The organism is Nocardia sp. NPDC057353, assembly GCF_042667085.1.
Lineage (GTDB): Bacteria > Actinomycetota > Actinomycetes > Mycobacteriales > Mycobacteriaceae > Nocardia.
Genome location: NZ_JBHVAK010000069.1, coordinates 1 through 20188 on the forward strand (window position 1 = coordinate 1; position 20188 = coordinate 20188).

Below are 20188 nucleotides of genomic sequence, written 5' to 3' on the forward strand. Positions count from 1 at the left end.
AAAGAAAAACGCGAGTCCGAAAACCCAGCAAAACAAAACACCAGCAAAAAATGTTTGCTGACAAAATGTCCCAGCCTCCACACGGGGGTGTGAAAAACCAGGAACCAAAATATTTTGGCACTGACATTCATCGACACACTATTGAGTTCTCAAAGAACACACGCACACACCTTCGCGCCGGATATTCTCCGGAGTTTCAGTGAGGCAGCTGGATCAGCTTAGCTCATCAAGAGCGAGGATCCAAATCCGCCAGGCGCTCGTCCGTCCAACCTCGTTTCCCGGTCTCCCGGGTCGGTGTCCGTGTCGCTCTGACGGGTTAAAAGTTACGTCCCTCGCTGTGCGATGTCAAATCGCCTGGTCAGGAACGTTTTTCAACGGTCACGCGCTCGACCGCGCCGCCGAGCTCCTGGAGCTGTTCGACGAACCGGGGGTACCCGCGGTCGATGTGGAAGACGTCGTGCACCTCGGTGGTGCCGTCGGCGACGAGGCCGGCGAGCACCAGCCCCGCGCCCGCCCTGATGTCCGAGGACCAGACCGGCGCGCTGGAGAGCCGCGGGATTCCGCGCACGACGGCGTGGTGTCCGTCGGTCCTGGCGTCGGCGCCGAGCCGGATCATCTCCTCCACGAAGCGGAACCTGGCCTCGAAGATGTTCTCGGTGATCATCGAGGTGCCGTCCGCCACCGCGGCCAGGCCGATGGCCATGGGCTGCAGGTCGGTCGGGAAGCCGGGGAAGGGCAGCGTCGAGAAGTTCACGGCCCGTGGCCGTTCCGGCTGGACGACGCGGAAACCGTTCGGCTCGAACGAAATTCGCGAGCCCGCGGAGCGCAGCTTGTCCAGCACCAGCGAGAGGTGCTTGGGGTTCACCCCGGTGACCCGGACGTCGCCCTGGGTCATGGCGGCGGCGATGCCCCAGGTGGCCGCGACGATCCGGTCGCCGATGACCCGGTGCGTGGTCGGCGCGAGCCGCTTCACGCCCTGGATGGTGAGCACCGAGGTGCCCGCGCCGCTGATCCGGGCGCCCATCCGGCTGAGCATGGTGCAGAGGTCGACGATGTCGGGCTCGCGGGCGGCGTTGTCGAGCACCGTCTCGCCCTCGGCGAGCACCGCGGCCATGAGGATGTTCTCGGTGGCGCCGACCGAGGGGAAGTCCAGCCGGATCCGGGCGCCCTGCAGCTCGTCGGCCCTGGCGACCACGCAGCCGTGCTCGATCTCGCTGGTCGCGCCGAGCAGCCGGAGCCCGGCCTGGTGCATGTCCAGCGGCCGGGAGCCGATGGCGTCGCCACCGGGCAGCGCGACCACCGCCCGCTTGCACCGCGCCATCAGCGGGCCGAGCACGCACACCGAGGCGCGGAACTGGGTGACCGCCGGGAAGTCGGCGTGGTACTTGGGCTCGGCCGGGGTGTTGATGACCACCGACGAGCCGTCGATCACCACCTCGCAGCCGAGGCCGCGGAGCACGTCGGCCATCAGCGGAACGTCGAGGATGTCCGGGATGTTGGTGATGGTGGTGGTGCCCTCGGCGAGGAGGGCGGCTGCCATCAGCTTGAGGACGCTGTTCTTCGCGCCCCCCACCTCCACCTCGCCGACCAGGCGATTACCGCCCGTGACCAGAAACCGTTCCATGCCGCCTCTCCGCTTTGTCGGCGCACCGTTGGATGCAAGGATAGTTGCGACGCGGGCCGCCGGTGGGCTGCCCGCGCAGGTTGCCGGTATCCGGTGTCACCCGGTACGTCGGCTCAGGCGTCAAGGCCGTCCGCCGCGGCGTCGGCCGCCGTCGGTCGGTCCGCGGCGCCGGCTCCGGCCGCGGGCTCCCGGCCGCCGCCCGGCTGCCAGAGCACGTCACCGCCCGGGTTCGCGACGCGGGACAGGATGAAGAGCAGGTCCGAGAGCCGGTTCAGGTACTTGGCCGGGAGGACCGAGGTGTCATCGGGGTGCGCGGCGACGGCCGCCCAGGCCGAGCGCTCGGCCCGGCGGGCGACGGTGCGCGCGGTGTGCAGCAGCGCGGCCAGCGCGGTCCCGCCCGGCAGGATGAACGAATTCAGCGGCGCCAGTTCGGCATTGAACTCGTCGCACCACCGCTCCAGCCGCTCGATGTAGGGCTCGGTGACGCGCAGCGGCGGGTACTTCGGCTCGGCGACCACCGGGGTGGAGAGATCGGCGCCCGCGTCGAAGAGGTCGTTCTGGATGCCGCGCAGCACCGCGGCGATCTCCGGCGGCGGCGAGCCGAGCGCGAGCGCGACGCCGAGCGCGGCATTGGTCTCGTCGCAGTCGGCGTAGGCGGCGAGCCGCGGGTCGTTCTTGGAGACCCGGGAGAAGTCGCTGAGCCCGGTGCTGCCGTCGTCGCCGGTCCTGGTGTAGATCCTGGTCAGGTGCACGTTCATGTCATCTGCCTTGCATCCGGCGGGAGCGGTCCGACGGGCGCGACTCCACCCAGGAGAGGAAGGCGGTGAGCGAGTTGCGGTCCAGCGCCAACTGGAACTCGCCCTCCTTGTCCGCGACTCCGATCACCACGATGTCGTCGGTCATGATGTCGAACTCGTCACCGTGCGGGCCGCGGCGGTCGCCGATCTCGATGCCGAGCCGCTTGATCACCGAATCCGGGCCCAGCTTGAGGCTGGTGAGCTTGTAGAAGACGAGGCGGTCCTCGTCGTAGCGGATCAGGCCGTGGCGCCAGCCGTGCCCGCCCGTCGCGGGCAGCACGCGCAGGATCGCGGCGGTTCCGCCGCGGCGCAACATGATCAGCCGATAGGTGGAGGCGAGGGCGAGGCAGACGAGCAGCAACACCAGAATGATCAAGAGAATCATCCCGGTTCCCAATGCTGTGGTCCTCTCGATCGACTGCGGCGCGCGGGTCGGCCCACCGCCATTCAATCACGAGCCCGGCACTCCCGATTGCGGGGTCGGCCGACACCGATCAGGCGGTGAGACCGCCGTCCACCACGAGGACGTGGCCGGTGATGAAGGCGGCATGCTCGGAGGTGAGGAATTGGACGGTCGCGGAGACATCGCCGGGGGCGCCGAGCCTGCCCAGCGGCGTGCGCCTGCGGATCTGCTCCAGTTGTGCCGGGGTGAGGCCGTGGCTCATCTCGGTCGTGAGGTAGCCGGGCGCCACCGAGTTCACCGTGATCCCGCGCGGCCCGAGCTCGCGCGCCAGCGACCTGGTCATGCCGTCGAGCCCGGCCTTCGTCGCGCTGTAGACGGACAGCCCCTGGTACCCGGCGATGCCGACCACCGAGGAGACGTTGACGATCCGGCCGCGGCCGACCGTCAGCATCCGGCGCACGGCCGCCCTGGTGACGTGCAGGGTGCCCTTCAGGTTGAGATCGATCACCGCGTCGATGTCCGCGGCGGCGGCGAGGCCGAGCACCCCATCCCTGGCGACCCCGGCATTGTTGACCAGCACGTCGACCCGGCCCCAGCGCCGGTACACCGCCGCCACGAAGGCCTCCGCGCTTCCGCGGTCGGCGATGTCGGCGACGTCGTGGAAAAACCGGTCGGCCGTCGCCGGGTCGGCGCGGAGCTCGTTCAGGTATGTCGAGGTGGAGCGGCTGCAGGTCGCCACCCGGTCCCCGGAATGCAGGAAGGACCTGACCAGATCCGCTCCGAGGCCACGGCTGCCACCGGTGACGACAACGACGCGTCCACTCATTTGTTTCGCCTATCCATCTTGTTCTGCACGATCGAGAGGGAATCCACGATCTTCACGAGCCGGGGGCGGGCAGCCTCCGGCAGCACCGCACACGCGGCGGTCACCGCGCGGCGGAGGGCGGCCGGGTCGTGGTCGCGCGCGGCGACCACCTCGGCGGCGACGATCCGCCCGGTGACCGGGTTCGGCCTGCCGTAGACCCGGACCAGCTCGACGCCGGGCACGGCGCCGATAGCGTCCTCGACCGGGAGGGGGTAGACCTTGACGCCGCCGACATTGATGACGCTGCCGATCCGGCCGACGAAGTACAGCCGGTCGCCGCGGAGTTCGACCAGGTCGCCGGTCGCGATCCAGTCGCCGGCGACGCCTGCCGCGCCGTGGTAGCCGAACATGCCGACCCGCGATCGGGCCTGCAGTTCGCCCGCGACGATGCGGAACTCGACCGGGTCGGCGGCGCCGCGCTCGAGGATGGACGCGGGCAGCCCGGCCCTGCCGTCGCTCACCGCCACCGACGAGCCGATCTCGCTGGTGGCGTAGACGTGCGAGATCCTGGCCGCCGGGAAGCGCAGCCGCAGCTCCCGGAGCAGCGGGTCAGCGACGGGTTCGCCGCCGATGGTGATCTGCCGCAGCTCCGCGACCGGCGCGGCGTGGCCGGGCAGCAGGGCGAGCAGCATCCGCCAGAAGGTCGGCGTCGCGCTCACGTGGGTGACGGGGTGCTCGGCCATGGCCGCCATGGCCGCGGCCGGGGCGATGGTGTCCGGGATCACGAGCTCCGCGCCGGTGGCGAGCGCGTGGATCAGCACCTGCAGCCCGGCGTACTGGTTGATGTTGTAGGCGAGCAGCCAGCGCGCCCCCGCCTGCCCGCCGCCGCCGGTCGCCGAGGCGACGAGGTTGCCGACGCGGTGCCGGGTCGCCTTCGGCGGGCCGGTGGTGCCGCTGGTCAGGATGGCGATCGACGGTTCGAGCAGGACGGCGGGGTCGGCGGCGGCCGGCCGCGCGGAACCGACGCCCGCCACCGCGAGCTCGCCCGTGCGGGTGAACTCCAGCACGACCTGGCCGAACCGCCCGGCGGCGTCGATGGCGGCCTGCCGGTCACCGCCCGGATACAGACAGGGCTCGGCGCCCGCCTCGCAGGCGGCGAGCACGAAGGTGACCGCCTCGATGACGTCGTCGGCCACGAAGCCGAGCGCGAGGCCGGCCGCGTCGGCCAGCCGGTCCGCGGTCAGCGAGACCGCGGCGAGCAGCTCCGCGTAGCCGACCGCCCTGCGGCCGGAGCGGAGGAAGACGCTGTTCCCGCGGGTCCTGGCGTGCTCGCGGAGCAAAACGGTGAGCACCGCGCCCTCAGCCCGCCCTCGGGGCGGGTTCCCGCCGGTAGTACTCGGTGATGGCGTCCACGGTGTCGGGGAAGGCGCCGTCCGAGTAGGGGTCGCGGCCCAGGGCGTCCTCGAGCTGGGCGGAGAGCTCCGCGAACTCCAGCGAGGTGAAGCCGAGCTCGGCTCCGAGCCGGACCCCGGGCGACAGCTCCGCGGCGGTGCCGCCCCGCCGGCCGAGGATCTCGGCGATGGCGGCCTGGATCACATCACGTTCGTCGGACATTCCGTACTCCTTCGGGGAGGAACTGCTCGGCGGCCGGTCGGCGCCCGTACCGGTCACGGAGGCGCTTCTTGTCGAACTTGCCGACGCTGGTCTTGGGGACCTCGTCGGCGAACACCCAGTGCTCGGGCAGCTGCCAGCGGGGGAACTGCCCGGCCAGGTGGGCGCGCAGCGCGGCCGGGTCGCCGGTGACGCCGGGGCGCAGCACCGCGACCACCAGCGGCCGCTCGTCCCAGGTGGCGTCGGGCACCCCGACGACGGCGGCCTCGAGCACGTCGGGGTGGCTCATGACCGCGTTCTCCAGCTGCACCGACGAGATCCACTCGCCGCCGGACTTGATCAGGTCCTTCGCGCGGTCGACCAGGGTGAGGAAGCCGTCCGCGGAGATGTGGCCGACGTCGCCGGTGCGCAGCCAGCCGTCGTCGAAGGCGGCCCCGGTTCCCTCCGCGTGGTAGGCGGAGGTGATCCAGGCCCCCCTGACCTGGAGTTCGCCGACCGTGGCGCCGTCACGGGGCAGGACGCGGCCTGCGTCGTCCACCACCCTTGCCTCCACCCCGACCGGGAATCTGCCCTGGGTCAGGCAGTATCGGGTGGCATCCGGCGGGCTCGCCGCGGGCGGGCGCGCCACCGTTACCAGCGGCGAGGTCTCGGTCATGCCCCATGCGTGCAGGAGCCGCACCCCGTGCCGCTCGCGGAAGGCCGTCCACAGGTCGCGCTGCAGCGCCGAACCCGCCACCATGCCCTCGCGGAGGTGGCTGACGTCCTGCCCGCACCGGTCGAGCTCGGCGAGCAGTCCGCTCCAGATGGTCGGCACCGCCGCGGCGAAGGTCGGGCGGGCGACCGCCATCATGTCCAGCAGGTCCCGCGGCTTCAGGAAGCGGCCGGGGAGCAGCACCCCCGCCCCGGAGAGCAGGTTGGCGTGCGGGAGGCCCCAGCCGTTGGCGTGGAACATCGGGACCACCGGGAGCAGCAGATCGGTGCGGCCGATCCCGAGCGCGTTCGCGGTGCACAGGTACATCGCGTGCAGCCAGTTGGAGCGGTGCGAGTAGACGACGCCCTTCGGGTTACCGGTGGTGCCGGAGGTGTAGCAGATGCCTGCCGCCGATTCCTCGGGGACCAGCGGGAACGGGTAGGTCGCCCGCGGCTGCGCGGCGAGCAGCGCCGAGTACTCGTGGAAGGCGACGCCGGGCCGCGGCTCCGGTGCGGTGCCGTCGACGACGACGACGTGCTCGACGGCGGGGCAGCTCGGCAGGCACTCCAGGAACCGGTCGAGGAGGACCCCGTCGACCAGGACGACCCGGTCCCCCGCCTGCTGGGCGATGTACCCGACCTGCTCCGGGTGCAGCCGGATGTTCAGCGGATTCAGCACCGCCCCCATGGCGGGCACGGCGTGGTAGGCCACGAAGTGCTCGTAGTTGTTCCACTGGAAGGTGCCGACCCGGTCGCCGACGGCGACGCCGAGGCCGCGCAGCGCGTGCGCCAGCGCCGAGGCGTCGCGGCCGAGCTCGGCGAAGCCGGAGTGGCTGAAGCCGGTCCCGGTCCAGGTGTCGATGGGGGCGTCCGGGTACAGCTCGGCGCCGTGCAGCAGGAGTGTGGCGTGCGACAGCGGCCGCGACCCCATGGTGCTCAGCACTGCTGCTCACCGCCGATCGGCGGCTCGGCGCCGGTGGCGTAGAGCCAGCCGCGCTGCGCCGCGAGCGCGACGAACTCCCGCCGGAAGCGCACGATCTCCCGGCCCGCGATGCTCGGCAGCGTCCTGATGAGCAGCTCGGTGAGCTCGCCGAGGAGCTCGTCGCGGTCGGTGCGGAGCTCGGCGGCGGCCTGCCCGCCCTCGGGGGATTCCGCTTCCCGGTCCGTGCCGTCGACATCGACCGCGTACTTCCCGCGCTCACCGCTGCGGACGTCGAAGACGACGCGGAGGCCGGGGCGGATCTCCGATTCCTCGATGACCGCGTCGTGCACGTGGAAGAAGATGTGCTCGTCGTCGGAGTCGCCCGCGATGAACCCGTAGCCCTTGGCCGCGTCGAAGCGGAGCACGCGCCCGCTGCGCATCACGCCCCCGCTCCGCGCACGGCGGCGAGGATGCCGTAGCCGAGGATCCCGCGATCCCACATCCGCTCCAGGATGTCGCAGGATTGCGCGAACTCCCGGTGCGCGGCGGCGCCGATCGATGCGGTCACCTCGGCCCGGTGCGTCTCCGCGTTGGCCGCCCAGCGGGCGAAGGTCGGCCGCACCGCGGCCGAGATGTCGCGACGCGAATCCACCTCGAACCCCGCGGCGGCGGCCAGCTGCGCGTAGGTGTCGACGGTCTCCATCCGCGCGGCACCGAAGACCCGGTGCAGCAGCGCGAATTCGGCGCGTAGCGCGCGCAGCAGCCGGAACGGGACGGGTTCGGTGAGCACGATGTCGCAGAGCGCGAACCGCCCGCCGGGCCGGAGCACACGGGCGCACTCGCGGACGAGCGCGCCGCGGTCCGGCATCAGGTGCGACGACTCGAGCGCCCAGACCCGATCGAAGGAGCGGTCCGGGAAGCCGGTGCGCATGCCGTCCCGCACCTCGAAGACGGGGGCGCCCGCCTGTCCGCGGACCCGCTCAGCCGCGCGCTCGACGCCGCGCCTGCTCGTGCTGATCCCCACGGCGTCGACGCCGTACTCCGCGGCCACCCAGCGGGTGGAGTTGCCGGTGCCGCAGCCGATGTCGAGGAAGCGGTCACCGGCGCGGAAAGCGGCCGCGGCGGCCATCTCGGTGGTGAGGCGGTGGGTCGCGACCGGCAGCGGCTCGTCGCCCTCGAACACGCCGTAGTGCAGGTCGGCACCGAGCAGCAGCCCCCAGGCGTCGGTGACCCGGTCGTAGTGCGCCGCCGGGGCGGTGTCGACGGTGCCCGCGGCCGGGCTCACCCCGGTCACCGCGGCACCGCCGGTTCGGCGGCGGGCGCGGGGCGGTGCCCGACCAGCACGGCGGAGTTGCCGTAGGCGTGCACGCCGTCCACCATGTCCTGGTGTGCCCGGCCGACCTCGTCGAAGGGGTACACCCGGCCGAGGCAGGGGTCGAGCCTGCCCATCGCGGCCAGTTCGACGACGGCCATGCAGTCGGTCAGGTTGGCGAAGTGCGATCCCTGCAGCCGCTTCTGCCGCATCCAGAGCAGCCGCAGGTCGAGCGTGCCGACGAAGCCGGAGGTGGCGCCGCAGAGCACGACCATCCCGCCGGTGTCGCAGACGTAGACCGACGTGGGCAGGGTGTCGCCGCCCGGATGCTCGAAGACGATGTCCGGCGAACGCTTCTCCCCGAGCACGTCCCAGACGGCGCGGCCGAACCTGCGGACCTCGGTCGCCCACTCGGCGGCCGCCGCGGTGCCGGGTTCGGGCAGTCTGCCCCAGTGCCGGAACTCGCTCCGGTCGATCACCCCGACCGCGCCGTTCGCCAGGCAGTACTCGGCCTTCGCGGCGCCGGAGACCACCGCGACGGCCCGGCCGCCGAAGAGGTCGACCAGCTGGCAGGCCATGGAGCCGAGCCCGCCCGATGCCCCCCAGACCAGCACGACGCTGCCCGGCTCGACCCGATTCGGCGCCCAGCGGGTCAGCTGCCGGTAGGCGGTGGCCGCGGTGAGCAGGAAGCAGGCGGCGGCCTCCCAGGAGAGGTTGGCCGGCTTCGGCAGGCACTGGAACTCCGCGACCAGCGCGTACTGGGCGAACGAGCCGTAGTTGAGCTCGTACCCCCAGGTCTTCTGGCTGTCCGACATCATCGGGTCCCGGCCGAACCTGATGTCGGTGGCGCGCTCGTCCCAGCGGGCGCCGACCATGAGGACGTGGTCGCCGACGGCGACGCTGCGCACCCCGTCGCCGACCGCCCAGACGATCCCGGACCCCTCCGAGCCGCCGATGTGGAAATTCTCCGGTTCGCCCGCGCGGCGCCGCGCCGCGATCACGTCGAGCGGTTCGCCGCTCGCGGCCCACGCGTTGTTGTAGTTGATGCCCGCCGCCATCACCGCGACGAGCACGAAGCCCGGCGGGATCTCCGGCACGTCGACCAGCTCGGTGCGGAATGCCTCCGTCGGCGAGCCGTAGCGCTCCGGGCGGATGACCGAGGCGTACATCCGCTGCGGAACCACTCCGGGCTCCGGCGCGGAGCCGATCTCGAAGATCTCCGCGGTCCTCGCCCCGGCCCCGTTCGACAACCCTGCTGTACCCATCACCTGTCCCTGTCCCTGTCCCCGTCCGCGTAGCCGGTGCCGGCTACGGCTGCTTCCCTGATCCGGACAACTCCGCGGACAGCGACTCCCGCAGGTAGCCGGCGACCTCGTCCATGCGGTCGTTCACGTAGAAATGCCCGCCCTCGAAGACGCGCAGATCGAAATCCGCGGTCGTGTGCGAGCGCCAGTGCCCGATCTGGTCCACTGGGGCGCGCTGGTCACTGCTCGGCGCCAGCGCCCGGATCGGGGCGGCGGTGGTCCGGCCCGCGCTGCCGGGCAGGTCATGGAGGTAGCGGCGCAGCATGCCGTAGTCGTGCCGCATGACCTCGAGCGCCGCGGCGAAGAACTCCCGATCCGCCAGCACCCTGGTGTCGGTGCCGCCGAGGCCCTGGATCTCCGCCATCGCCTGCTCGGTGGTGTAGAGGTCGGGCACCTCGAACGGCAGCGACGGCGCCACCCGCGCGGAAACGAACAGCGCGGCGAGCCGCGCGTCGGCGCGCTCGGTCCACGCGGCCGCCACCTCGAAGCCGATCAGCGCGCCCATGCTGTGCCCGAAGAGCGCGACCGGGCCGGGTATCCGGCGCTCGATGTCGGCGCCGATCTCGGCGGCCAGCTCGCGCAGATCCCTGGCGTACGGATCGCGGCGCCGGTCGTGCCTGCCCGGATACTGCGCGACGTAGACCGCGAAGTCCGCGGCGAGCAGCTCGGACAGTTTGTAGTAGTAGCTGGCGGCTCCCCCGGCGTGCGGGAGGAGCACGACGGACAGTGCCGCGTCCGTGTTCCGGTGGAAGTGCCGCAGGCAGTCGGTTCCGATGTCGGTCACAGATTTCCCTTCTCTTCTCGAACGGCCCTAGCCGAATTCCGCGTCGATGAGCGACAGCAGCTCGTCGCTCGATGCCGCCGCCAGGTCGCCGTCCCGTTCGCCTGCCCCGTGCTCCCTGACCACGGTCAGCGCGGTGTGCAGCCGCTCCTCGAGGGCCGACGCCGCGCCGGGGTCGCGGGCCGCGCCGAGCAGCTCGGCGACCAGGCGGTCGAACTCGGCGAGCCGGGTGTCCTCGACGGGAACCGGTTCCGGCACGACCAGCTCGGCGGTCATGTGGCGGGCGAGCGCGGACGGAGTCGGGAAGTCGAAGACCAGCGTGGCGGGCAGCCGCAGCCCGGTCGCGGCATTGAGCCGGTTGCGGAGCTCGACCGAGGCCAGCGAGTCGATGCCCGCCTCGGTGAAGGGGCGGTCGGCGCCGACCGCCGCCGGGTTGCTGTGCCCGAGCACCGCGCTCGCCTCCGCCCTGACCAGCGCGACCAGCAGCGCGACCCGCTCGTCGGCAGGCACAGCGGCGAGCCGGTGCAGCAACTCCGTCACCGGGTCGGCGGCGGCGGGCTGCGGGGCGGTGGCGGGCGCGGGACGGAGCAGCGCCGGGACCGGTGCGTCGCCGGTCCGGAAGCGCGCGCGGTCGAGCCAGGCCGCCACCACCGACGGCGCGGCACCGTCGGCGGCGTCGAGCAGCGCCAGCCCGGCCGCGGCGGTGAGCGGGACGAGCCCGCCCCGCCGGATGCGCTGGAGATCGAGCTCGGTCAGCCCCGCGGTCATGCCCCTGTCGGAGTCCCACGGCCCCCAGCCGATCGCGACGGCGGGAAGGCCGACCGCCCGCCGGTGCTGGGCCAGCGCGTCGAGGAAGGCGTTGGCGGCCGCGTAGTTCGCCTGGCCTGCGGTCCCGAAGACGGCCGCGCTCGACGAGAAGAGCACGAAGGCGGAGAGCTCCAGCTCCCTGGTCAGCTCGTGCAGGTGGACCGCGGCGTCCAGCTTCGGGCGCAGCACGGCGGCGAGCCGGTCCGGGGTGAGCGAGTCGATCAGCCCGTCCGCGACGACGCCGGCGACGTGCACGACCCCCCGCAGCGGCCGGTCCGCCGGAACCAGGGCGATCAGCTCCGCGACCGCGGCGCGGTCGGCGGTGTCGCAGGCGACCAGCTCCGCGTCGGCCCCCCGCTCGGCGAGGTCGGCGAGCAGCGCGGCGGCGCCGTCGGCGGCCGGGCCGCTGCGGCTGGCGAGCACGAAGCTCCGGATACCGTGCCGCTCCGCCAGGTGCCGGACGACGAGCGCGCCGAGCCCGCCGGTCGCACCGGTCACCAGGACGGTTCCGTCCCGGTCCCAGGCGGGGGCGGCCGTCCTCGGCTCCGCGGTCACCAGCCGCGGTACCAGTACCCGGCCGGCGCGCACCGCGAGCTGCGGTTCCCCGTCCGGGAGCGGAGGGAGCGCGGCCGGGTCGTCGGTGTCGAGCAGGGTGATCCGGTCGGGGTGTTCGGCCTGGACCGCGCGCAGCAGCCCCCACAGCGGCGCGTGCACCAGGTCGGGGACGTCCTCGTCCGGCGCCGTCGCCACCGCACCGCGGGTCAGCACCAGCAGCCGGGCACCGTCCGGGTGGCCTGCCAGCCAGGAGCGCACCTCGTCCGCCGCACGCAGCGTCGCGGCGTGCGCGGCCGGAATCAGGCCTGCGCCCGCCGGCTCGGCGGTGAAGTCGATGACCGCCGCAGGCGCGCCTGCACCGGCGGGCACCGGCGCGGGCGTCCAGTCCAGCCGGAACAGCGCGGCGCCCGGCTCGGGCGGGCGGCTCGCGGACATCGTCCTCGAGACCAGGCGGTCGACCGAGAGCACCGGTCGCCCGGCGGAGTCGGTCGCGGTGATGGCCACCTCGCCCGCACCGGCGGTGACGATCCGCAACCGGAGCTCGCGGCTGCCGGGCCGGTGCAACCGCACCCCGCGCCAGGCGAAGGGAAGCAGCCGCTCGTCGACCCGGTCGCGCGCCGTCATGGTGGGGGCGCGCAGGCCGGCATCGAGCAGCGCCGGGTGCAGCCCGTACGCTCCGGCATCGAGTCCGTCCGGCGCCGTGACCTCGGCGAACAGCTCTTCTCCTCGCTGCCACACGGCGCGGAGGCCGCGGAAGGCGGCGCCGTAGCCGAGCCCGGCGCGCTCCGCCCGCTCGTGGTAGTCGGCCATCGGCAGCGGCTCGGCGCCGTCCGGCGGCCACTGCGCGGGCGGCTCGGGCAGCGGCCCCGCGGCCGGGGCGAGGACACCACTCGCGACCCTGGCCCAGGATTCGTCCTCCGCGGCCTCGCCGACGGTGTGAATGGTGAAGTGCCTGCGGCCCTCCGGGTCGGCGGCGGCGGCGAGCAGCTGCAGCCGGAGCCCGGAGCCGACCGGCACCGGGGCCTCCAGCGTGAGTTCGTCGATCGCGGCGCCGCCGAGCCGCGCCCCCGCGGCGAGCGCGATATCGAGCAGCGCCGAGCCGGGGAGCAGGGCGAGCCCGTCGATCACGTGGTCGGCGAGCCAGGGAACGGTCCCGGTCGAGAGCCTGCCGGAGAAGAGCAGGGCACCGGTCTCCGGCACCGGCGCGACCGCGGTCAGCATCGGGTGCGGGATGGCGTCGAAGCCGAGCCCGGCGGCGGTGCCCGCACCGGTGGCGGGCGGCAACCAGTAGTGCTGGTGCCGGAACGGGTAGCGGGGCAGCTCGACCGGGACGGCGCCGCTGCCCGCGTGGAAGGCGGGCCAGTCCACGGTGGTACCGCGCACGTGCATGGCGGCGAGGGCGGAGAGCACGGTCTCCTCCTCCCCGCGATCGGCGCGCAGCGCCGCGAAGGCGGGCGCGCCGGTGGATTCGCCTGCCAGCGCGGCCAGGGTGCCGTCCGGCCCGAGCTCCAGGAAGGTGACCTCGCCGGTGCCCGCCGCGGCGCGGACCGCGTCGGCGAACCGGACCGTCTCCCTGACATTGCGCACCCAGTAGCCGGGCGTCGACGTCTCCGGCGTCGAATCGCCGGTCACCGCCGCGTACAGCGGGATGCGCGGCGCCGCGCAGTCGACCGCCGCGCAGCGCGCGGCGTACTCGGCGAGCATCGGCTCGACGGCGGCCGAGTGGAAGGCGTGCGCGACCCGGAGCCTGCGGGCCCGGATCCCGGCGGCGGTGAACTCACCCTCCAGCTCGGCGACGGTGTCGGCCGGGCCGGTGAGCACCACGGATTCCGGGCCGTTGACGGCGGCGACCTCCAGCCGATCGGCCGCCAGCTCCCGGGTCCGCTCCTCGCTCGCCCGGACGGCGAGCATGGCGCCGTCCGCGGGCAGCCGCTCCATCAGCGCGCCGCGCGCGGCCACCATGGCCGCTGCGTCGGACAGCGACAGCACGCCTGCCACGTGTGCCGCCGCCAGCTCGCCGACCGAGTGCCCGAGGACCGCGTCCGGCCGGACACCCCAGTGCTCGAACAGCCGGTAGAGCGCGACCGCGAGCGCGAAGAGCGCGGGCTGCGCGTACGCGGTCCGTTCCAGGGCGTCCGGGTGGGTGAACGCCACCGTGCGCAGGGGCAGCTCCAGCAGCGGGTCGAGGTGCGCGCAGACCTCGTCGAAGGCGTCCGCGAAGACCGGGTACCGGTCGTAGAGCTCGGCGCCTGCGCCGAGCCGCTGGGTGCCCTGCCCCGGGAAGAGCAGCACCAGCCTGCCGCGGACGGCGACGCCGGTGTGCGCCCCCGCGGCGGAGCCACCCGCGGCCACCGCGGCGAGCCCGGCCCGCAGCTCGGCGCCGGTCCGGCCGAGGATCGCGGCGCGGTGGCCGAGCTGCGCGCGGCCGACGGCGAGCGCCGCCGCCACGTCGAGCGGGTCCGCCGCGCGGTGCTCGGCGAGCTCGCGCGCGACGGTCCGCAGCGCCTCGTCGGTGTGCCCGGAGATCAGCCACGGCACGAGCGGCGTCCCGCGGTCGACGGGCTCGGTCGTCGGCTCCTGGTACTCCTCGACGATGACGTGCGCGTTGGTGCCGCTGACACCGAACGCCGAGACCCCGGCCCGCCGCGGCCTTCCGGTCTCCGGCCACGCGGTGTTCGCGGCGACCGGCAGCACGGCGCCGCTCGACCAGTCGACCTCGGGGGTCGGCTCGGTGAGGTGCACGGTGCCGGGGACGACCCCGTGCCGCAGCGCGAGCACGGTCTTGATGACCCCGGCGATGCCTGCGGCGGCCTGGGTGTGGCCGATGTTCGCCTTCATCGAACCGAGCAGCAGCGGCTGCTCGCGGTCCCGGCCGTAGGTGGCGAGCAGCGCCTGCGCCTCGATCGGGTCGCCGAGGGTGGTCGCGGTGCCGTGCGCCTCGACCACGTCGATCTCCGCGGCGGTGAGCCCGGCGTCGGCCAGCGCCTTCGTGATCACCCGCTGCTGGGAGGGGCCGTTCGGCGCGGTCAGCCCGTTGGAGGCGCCGTCCGAGTTCACGGCGGAGCCGCGCAGCAGCGCGAGCACCCGGTGCCCGTTCCGCTCGGCGTCGGAGAGCCGCTCCAGCACCAGGAAGCCGACGCCCTCGCCCCACGCGGTGCCGGAGGCGGCGCGGTCGAACGGGCGGCAGCGGCCGTCCCTCGCCAGGCCACCCTGCCGGGAGAACTCGACGAAACCGGCGGGCGACGCGAGCACCGCCACCGCGCCGGTGAGCGCGAGCGAGCACTCGCCGCGGCGCAGCGCCTGCCCGGCCAGGTGCAGCGCGACCAGCGAGGACGAGCAGGCCGTGTCCACGGTAACGGCAGGCCCCTCCAGCCCGAGCTGGTAGGCGATCCGGCCGGACATCACCGCGCCCGCGCTTCCGGTCAGCGCGTAGCCGTCGGTGGCGGCGGGGGTCGCCGCGAGCTGCGCCGCGAAGTCCTGCGAGGCCCCGCCGACGAAAACCCCGGTATCGCTGCCGCGCAGCGAATCCGGGGCGATGCCAGCGTGCTCCAGCCCCTCCCACGCGGTCTCCAGCAGCAGCCGCTGCTGCGGGTCCATGGCCGCGGCTTCGCGCGGGGAGATCCCGAAGAACTCGGCGTCGAACCCGCCCGCGTCGCCGAGGAACGCCCCCTCGCGCACGTAGGAGGTGCCGGGGCGGGTGCCGTCGGGGTCGTAGAGGTTGTCCAGGTCCCAGCCGCGGTCCGCCGGGAACGGCCCGACCGTGTCGACGCCGTCGAGCAGCAGCCGCCACAGCTCGTCGGGTGAGGCGACGTCACCGGGGAAGCGGCATGCCATCCCGATCACGGCCAGTGGCTCACCGGTCGCGGCCGGGGCCGGTGCGGGCAGCGCGGCGCCGGGCAGCTCGCCGAGCAGGTGCCGCACCACCGACTCCGGTGTGGGGTGGTCGAAGACCAGGGTGGCGGGCAGCCGCAGGCCGAGCGCCGCGCTCAGCCGGTTGCGCAGCTCGACCGCGGTCAGCGAGTCGAAGCCGAGGTCCTTGAAGGCGAGGTCGGGGGCGATCGCCGCCGCCGAGCCGTGGCCGAGCACCTCGGCCACCTCGGCGCAGACCCTGGCGAGCAGGGCGGCGTGCCGTTCGACACCGGTGAGCCCGGCCAGCTCGGGCAGCAGCGATTCGGCCTCCACCCCCGGCGCGCGTTCCCGCAGCGCCGCGGCGGCCTCGGCGATCTCGCCGATCAGCGGGCTCGGTCGCGCGCCGGTGAAGGCGGGGGCGAAACGCGGCCAGTCCAACTCGGCGATCGTGCGGAGGGCGTCGTCGTCGATCGTCTCCCACAGCGCGCGGAGCGCGAGTTCCGGCGCCATCAGCCCGATGCCGAGCCTGCGGGCGCGGTCGGCCGCGGCGTCGTCCACCATGCCGCCGCCCGCCCAGCCGCCCCAGGCGATCGCGATCCCCGGTTCGCCGCGCTGCCTGCGGGCCAGCACGACGGCCTCCGCCTCGGCATTGGCCGCGGCGTAGGCGGCCTGGCCCGCGCTGCCCCACACGGCGGCGCCGGAGGAGAAGACGACGAAAGCGTCCAACGGGGTGCCCGCGAGCAGTTCGTCCAGGTTCCGCGTGCCCGCGGCCTTGGCCGCGTAGGCGGCCGCGAACTCGGCGGCGGTCAGCGTGGCGAGCGGCTGGTTCTGCGGCACGCCTGCCAGGTGCAGCACGGCGTTCACCGGCGGCACCCGGTCGAGCAGCGCGGCCAGCGCAGCCCGGTCGGCGACATCGCAGGCGGCGACGGTGACCGTGACCCCGGCGTTCTCGAGTTCCGCCGCGAGTTCGGCGGCGCCGTCGGCCGCCTGGCCGCCGCGGCTCACCAGGACGAGGTGCGCGGCGCCCGCCGCCGCCAGCTCCCTGGCCACGTGCGCGGCGATGCCGCCGGTGCCGCCGGTGACGAGCACGGTGCCGCGCGGTCGCCGGGCCGGGGAGCGCGGTGCCGTCCGCGGCCGGTCGGCGCGGACCATCCTGCGGACGAAGACCCCCGGCTGCCTGAGCGCGAACTGATCCTCCGCACCCGGGGCGGCGAGCAGCGCCGCCAGCCGGTCCAGCCCGCGCTCGTCGACGGCCGCAGGCAGGTCGACGAGCCCGCCCCAGCGGTCGGGGAGCTCCAGCGCCGCCACCAGCCCGAGCCCCCAGAGCGCCGCCTGCCGCGGTGCGCTCAGCCGATCGGACGGCCCGATGGCGACGGCGCCGCGGGTCACGCACCACAGCCGGGCGCCGCCCGCGGCGCCGGCGACGGCGCGCGCCAGTTCAAGGGTCGCCACCGCTCCGGCGGCGAGTTCCTGGTCACCGGGCGCGGGCTCGTCGTCCAGCCCCGCGAAGCTCAGCACCCCGGTTACCGGTCCGGCCCCCAGCGCGGCCGCGGCCTCGCCGGGGCCGGAGAGGGTGCGGAGCTCGGCGCCGCGCGCCGCCAGCCCGGCGAGCACCGTCCGCGCGAACCCGGCGGGCTCGGCGCCGGTGGGCAGCACGGCGAGCCAGGTCCCGGCCGGTGCGGCGGGGACGGCGGCGGGCAGCGGCCGCCATCGGACGGCGTAGCGCCACCGGTCGACGGTGGCCTCGTCCGTGGTCGCCCGGTGCCACCTGGCCAGCTCGGGCAGCACCGTCGACCACTCGGCCGCGGCGGATTCGGGCAGCCCGAGCGTCTCGGTGAGCGCCGTCGGGTCGCCGTCGCGCACCGCCGCCCAGAAGCCCTGCTCGGCGGCGCCGCCGCCGGTGGCCGCCGCCGGGGCCGCCGCGGGCGCCGTGGGCCAGTGGCAGGCGCGCTGGAAGGGGTAGCGGGGCAGCGGGATGCGGGTGGCGCCGCGGGCGGCGAACAGTGGAGCCCAGTCGACCTCGACGCCGGTGACGAAGGCCTCGGCCAGCGCGGTGAGGAAGCGCTCGGCGCCGCCCTCGTCCCGGCGCAGCGAGGCGAGCATGGTGACGCGGGTGTCCGCGGTCTCCGCGGTCTCCGCGATCGCCGGGCCGAGCGCGGGATGCGGCCCGAGCTCGAGGAAGGCCGGGTAACCGGCCGCGAGCAGCGCGCGCACCGCGGGCTCGAACAGCACCGGCTGCCGCATATTGCGGAACCAGTACTCGGCGTCCATTCCCTTCGTATCGATGGCGCCACCGGACACCGTCGAGTAGAACGGGATCTCCGACGCGACCGGCGCGACCGGGGCCAGCGCGGCCAGCAGCTCGGCGCGGAGCGCATCGACCTGTGGCGAGTGCGCCGCGACATCGATTCGGAGCACGTTGGTGCGGATGCCGTCCGCCGCCAGCTCGGCCAGCAGCTCCGTCATCGCGGTCCGCTCCCCCGAGACCGCGATCCCGGCCCTGCTGTTCACCGCGGCGACGGAGAGCACGCCGGTGAAGCGCGCGAGCCGCTCCTCGACCCGCTCCAGCGGCAGCGCCACCGAGGCGACGATCCCCTTGCCGACCAGCCTGGCCCACAGCCCGGCACGGACCCCGACCACGCGGGCGGCGTCGGGCAGCGAGAGCGCGCCTGCGACGCAGGCCGCCGCCACCTCGCCCTGCGAGTGGCCGATCACCGCCGCCGGGCGCAGGCCGAACGACTCCCAGAGCCGGGCCAGTGACACCATGACCGCGAAGAGCACCGGCTGCACGACCTCGATCCGGTCCAGCTCGGGGGTGCCGGGCTCGCCGCGCAGCACCGCGGCGGGCGAGAAGTCGATGAACTCGGCGAGCGCCCGCTCGCACTCGGCGAACCGGTCCCGGAATACCGGGGCGGACTCCAGCAGCCCGGCCGCCATGCCCGGCCACTGCGTGCCCTGCCCGGGGAAGACGAACACCACGCCGCCGGGCGGGCCCGCGGTTCCCCTGACCACCCCCGTACCCGGGTCACCTGCTCCGACCGCGCCGAGGCCCGCCCGGAAGCCGTCGGCGCCATCGGCGAGCACGACGGCCCTGCGGGGCAGCGACGCCCCGGTGGCCAGCGAGAAACCGATGTCCGCGAGCGCGTGCCCGGTCAGCGCGGCGATGTCGCCCGCGCGGGCGCGCAGCGCCGCGTCGTCGCCCGCGGAGAGCACCAGCGGCAGCAACTCGGAGTGCAGCGGGGCGGGCGGCGCGGGGTCGGGAGCCTGCGCCGGGTCCGGCACATCCTGCTCGACGATGACGTGCGCATTGGTTCCGCTGATGCCGAAGGCGGAGACGCCTGCCCGCCGCGGCCGGTCCACCTCCGGCCACGGCCTGGTCTCGGTGAGCAGCCGGACCGCGCCCGCCGCCCAGTCCACCCGGTCCGTCGGCTCGCCCGCGTGCAGGGTCATCGGCGCGATGCCGTGCCGCACCGCCTCGACCATCTTGATCACGCCCGCGATCCCGGCGGCGGCCTGGGTGTGCCCGAGGTTCGACTTGACCGTCCCGAGCAGGAGCGGCTCACCCTCGCGGTCGCGGCCGTAGGTCTCCAGCAGCGCGCCGAGCTCGATGGGGTCACCGAGGCGGGTCCCCGTTCCGTGGCCCTCGACCACGTCGACCTGCGCGGCGGTCAGCCCGGCGTCGGCCAGCGCCGCGGCGATCACCCGGCGCTGGGCGGGGCCGCTCGGCGCGGAGAGGCCGTTGGAGGCGCCGTCCTGGTTGACGGCCGAGCCGCGGAGCACCGCGAGCACCCGGTGGCCGTTGCGCCTGGCGTCGGCGAGCCGCTCCAGCACCAGCACGCCGACCCCTTCGCCCCAGCCCATGCCCGCCGCGTCCGCGGAGTAGGCCCGGCAGCGGCCGTCCGGCGCCAGCACCTGCTGGCGGGCGAGCTCGACCAGGACGGTCGGCGTGCTGAGCACGGTGACGCCCGCCGCGAGCGCGAGCCCGCACTCCGACCGCCGCAGCGACTGGGCAGCCAGGTGCAGCGCGACCAGCGAGGACGAGCAGGCGGTGTCCAGCGTGACCGCGGGGCCCTCCAGCCCGAAGGTGTAGGCGATCCGGCCGGAGGCGACGCTGGCGGCGTTGCCGGTGAGCAGGTGGCCGTCGACGTCCCCGCCCGGTGCCCGCGCGACGTCGCGGTAGTCGCCGCCCGCCGCGCCGACGAACACCCCGGTGCGGCTCCCGCGCAGGGCGTCGATATCGAGACCGGCGGCCTCCAGCGCCTCCCACGAGGTCTCCAGCAGCAGCCGGTGCTGCGGGTCCATCGCCTCGGCTTCGCGCGGCGAGATGCCGAAGAAGCCGGCGTCGAAGCGGTCGATCCCGGTCAGGAAGCCGCCCGCTGCGGTGTAGACGGTGCCGGGGCGGCCCGGCTCGGGGTCGTGCAGCGCGTCGAGATCCCAGCCGCGGTCGGCGGGCAGCGCGCCGACCGAGTCGACCCCGTCGACGACGGACTGCCACAGCAGCTCGGGCGAGTCGAGGCCCCCGGGGAACCGGCACGCCATGCCGACGACCGCGACCGGGTCCGCGCCGGAGCGCTGCGCCGTGGCGAGCTCCCCGCGGGTGCGATGGAGCTCGGCGGTCACCCATCGGAGGTTCTCGCGCAGCTGCTGTTCATTCGCCATACGAATCGCTCTTTCCTGCTGATCTCGGCGTCCGCCCGCTGCGGAGCTGGTCGGTCCGCGCTGTCCGGC

General features: G+C 74.3%; 12 protein-coding genes. All 12 read right to left on the reverse strand.

The genetic code is table 11. The annotated features are described in order from the left end of the window. Nucleotides 1-358: 358 nt before the first annotated feature. The 12 genes from murA to ACFUUZ_RS27210 all read right to left on the reverse strand — a co-directional run bounded on the left by murA (nucleotide 359) and on the right by ACFUUZ_RS27210 (nucleotide 20119). Nucleotides 359-1624 carry a UDP-N-acetylglucosamine 1-carboxyvinyltransferase gene (gene murA, locus ACFUUZ_RS27155; protein ID WP_378701033.1) on the reverse strand — a complete coding sequence of 422 codons (1266 nt, stop codon included), beginning with the start codon at nucleotides 1622-1624 and terminating at the stop codon, nucleotides 359-361. A gap of 113 nt (nucleotides 1625-1737) precedes the next feature. Continuing rightward, entirely contained in the window at nucleotides 1738-2382 is a 645-nt protein-coding gene (locus tag ACFUUZ_RS27160) for a cob(I)yrinic acid a,c-diamide adenosyltransferase (protein ID WP_378701034.1), read from the reverse strand. Nucleotide 2383: 1 nt separating this feature from the next. After that, complete coding sequence (locus tag ACFUUZ_RS27165) at nucleotides 2384-2806, reverse strand: DUF2550 domain-containing protein (protein ID WP_378701036.1); 423 nt, start codon at nucleotides 2804-2806, stop codon at nucleotides 2384-2386. Nucleotides 2807-2915: 109 nt separating this feature from the next. Beyond that, nucleotides 2916-3650, reverse strand: coding sequence for an SDR family NAD(P)-dependent oxidoreductase (locus tag ACFUUZ_RS27170; RefSeq protein WP_378701038.1), 735 nt, complete (start codon nucleotides 3648-3650; stop codon nucleotides 2916-2918). Beyond that, nucleotides 3647-4981 carry a class I adenylate-forming enzyme family protein gene (locus ACFUUZ_RS27175; protein WP_378701040.1) on the reverse strand — a complete coding sequence of 445 codons (1335 nt, stop codon included), beginning with the start codon at nucleotides 4979-4981 and terminating at the stop codon, nucleotides 3647-3649. The genes ACFUUZ_RS27170 and ACFUUZ_RS27175 overlap by 4 nt, the downstream gene beginning before the upstream one ends. A 7-nt stretch (nucleotides 4982-4988) precedes the next feature. After that, complete coding sequence (locus tag ACFUUZ_RS27180) at nucleotides 4989-5243, reverse strand: acyl carrier protein (protein ID WP_378701042.1); 255 nt, start codon at nucleotides 5241-5243, stop codon at nucleotides 4989-4991. After that, nucleotides 5227-6873 carry a long-chain fatty acid--CoA ligase gene (locus ACFUUZ_RS27185; protein ID WP_378701044.1) on the reverse strand — a complete coding sequence of 549 codons (1647 nt, stop codon included), beginning with the start codon at nucleotides 6871-6873 and terminating at the stop codon, nucleotides 5227-5229. The genes ACFUUZ_RS27180 and ACFUUZ_RS27185 overlap by 17 nt, the downstream gene beginning before the upstream one ends. Then, nucleotides 6867-7292 (reverse strand): cold-shock protein, encoded by a 426-nt coding sequence (locus ACFUUZ_RS27190; protein WP_378701046.1) that lies wholly within the window; start codon nucleotides 7290-7292, stop codon nucleotides 6867-6869. Before ACFUUZ_RS27190 ends, ACFUUZ_RS27185 begins: the two co-directional genes overlap by 7 nt. Continuing rightward, nucleotides 7292-8146 (reverse strand): SAM-dependent methyltransferase, encoded by an 855-nt coding sequence (locus ACFUUZ_RS27195; protein ID WP_378701048.1) that lies wholly within the window; start codon nucleotides 8144-8146, stop codon nucleotides 7292-7294. Before ACFUUZ_RS27195 ends, ACFUUZ_RS27190 begins: the two co-directional genes overlap by 1 nt. Beyond that, on the reverse strand, nucleotides 8143-9429 hold the full coding sequence (ccrA, locus tag ACFUUZ_RS27200) for a crotonyl-CoA carboxylase/reductase (protein WP_378701050.1): 1287 nt from the start codon (nucleotides 9427-9429) through the stop codon (nucleotides 8143-8145). Before ccrA ends, ACFUUZ_RS27195 begins: the two co-directional genes overlap by 4 nt. 43 nt (nucleotides 9430-9472) lie before the next feature. Then, nucleotides 9473-10252 carry a thioesterase II family protein gene (locus ACFUUZ_RS27205; RefSeq protein WP_378701052.1) on the reverse strand — a complete coding sequence of 260 codons (780 nt, stop codon included), beginning with the start codon at nucleotides 10250-10252 and terminating at the stop codon, nucleotides 9473-9475. Nucleotides 10253-10279: 27 nt separating this feature from the next. After that, nucleotides 10280-20119 (reverse strand): type I polyketide synthase, encoded by a 9840-nt coding sequence (locus ACFUUZ_RS27210; RefSeq protein ID WP_378701054.1) that lies wholly within the window; start codon nucleotides 20117-20119, stop codon nucleotides 10280-10282. Nucleotides 20120-20188: the final 69 nt, after the last annotated feature.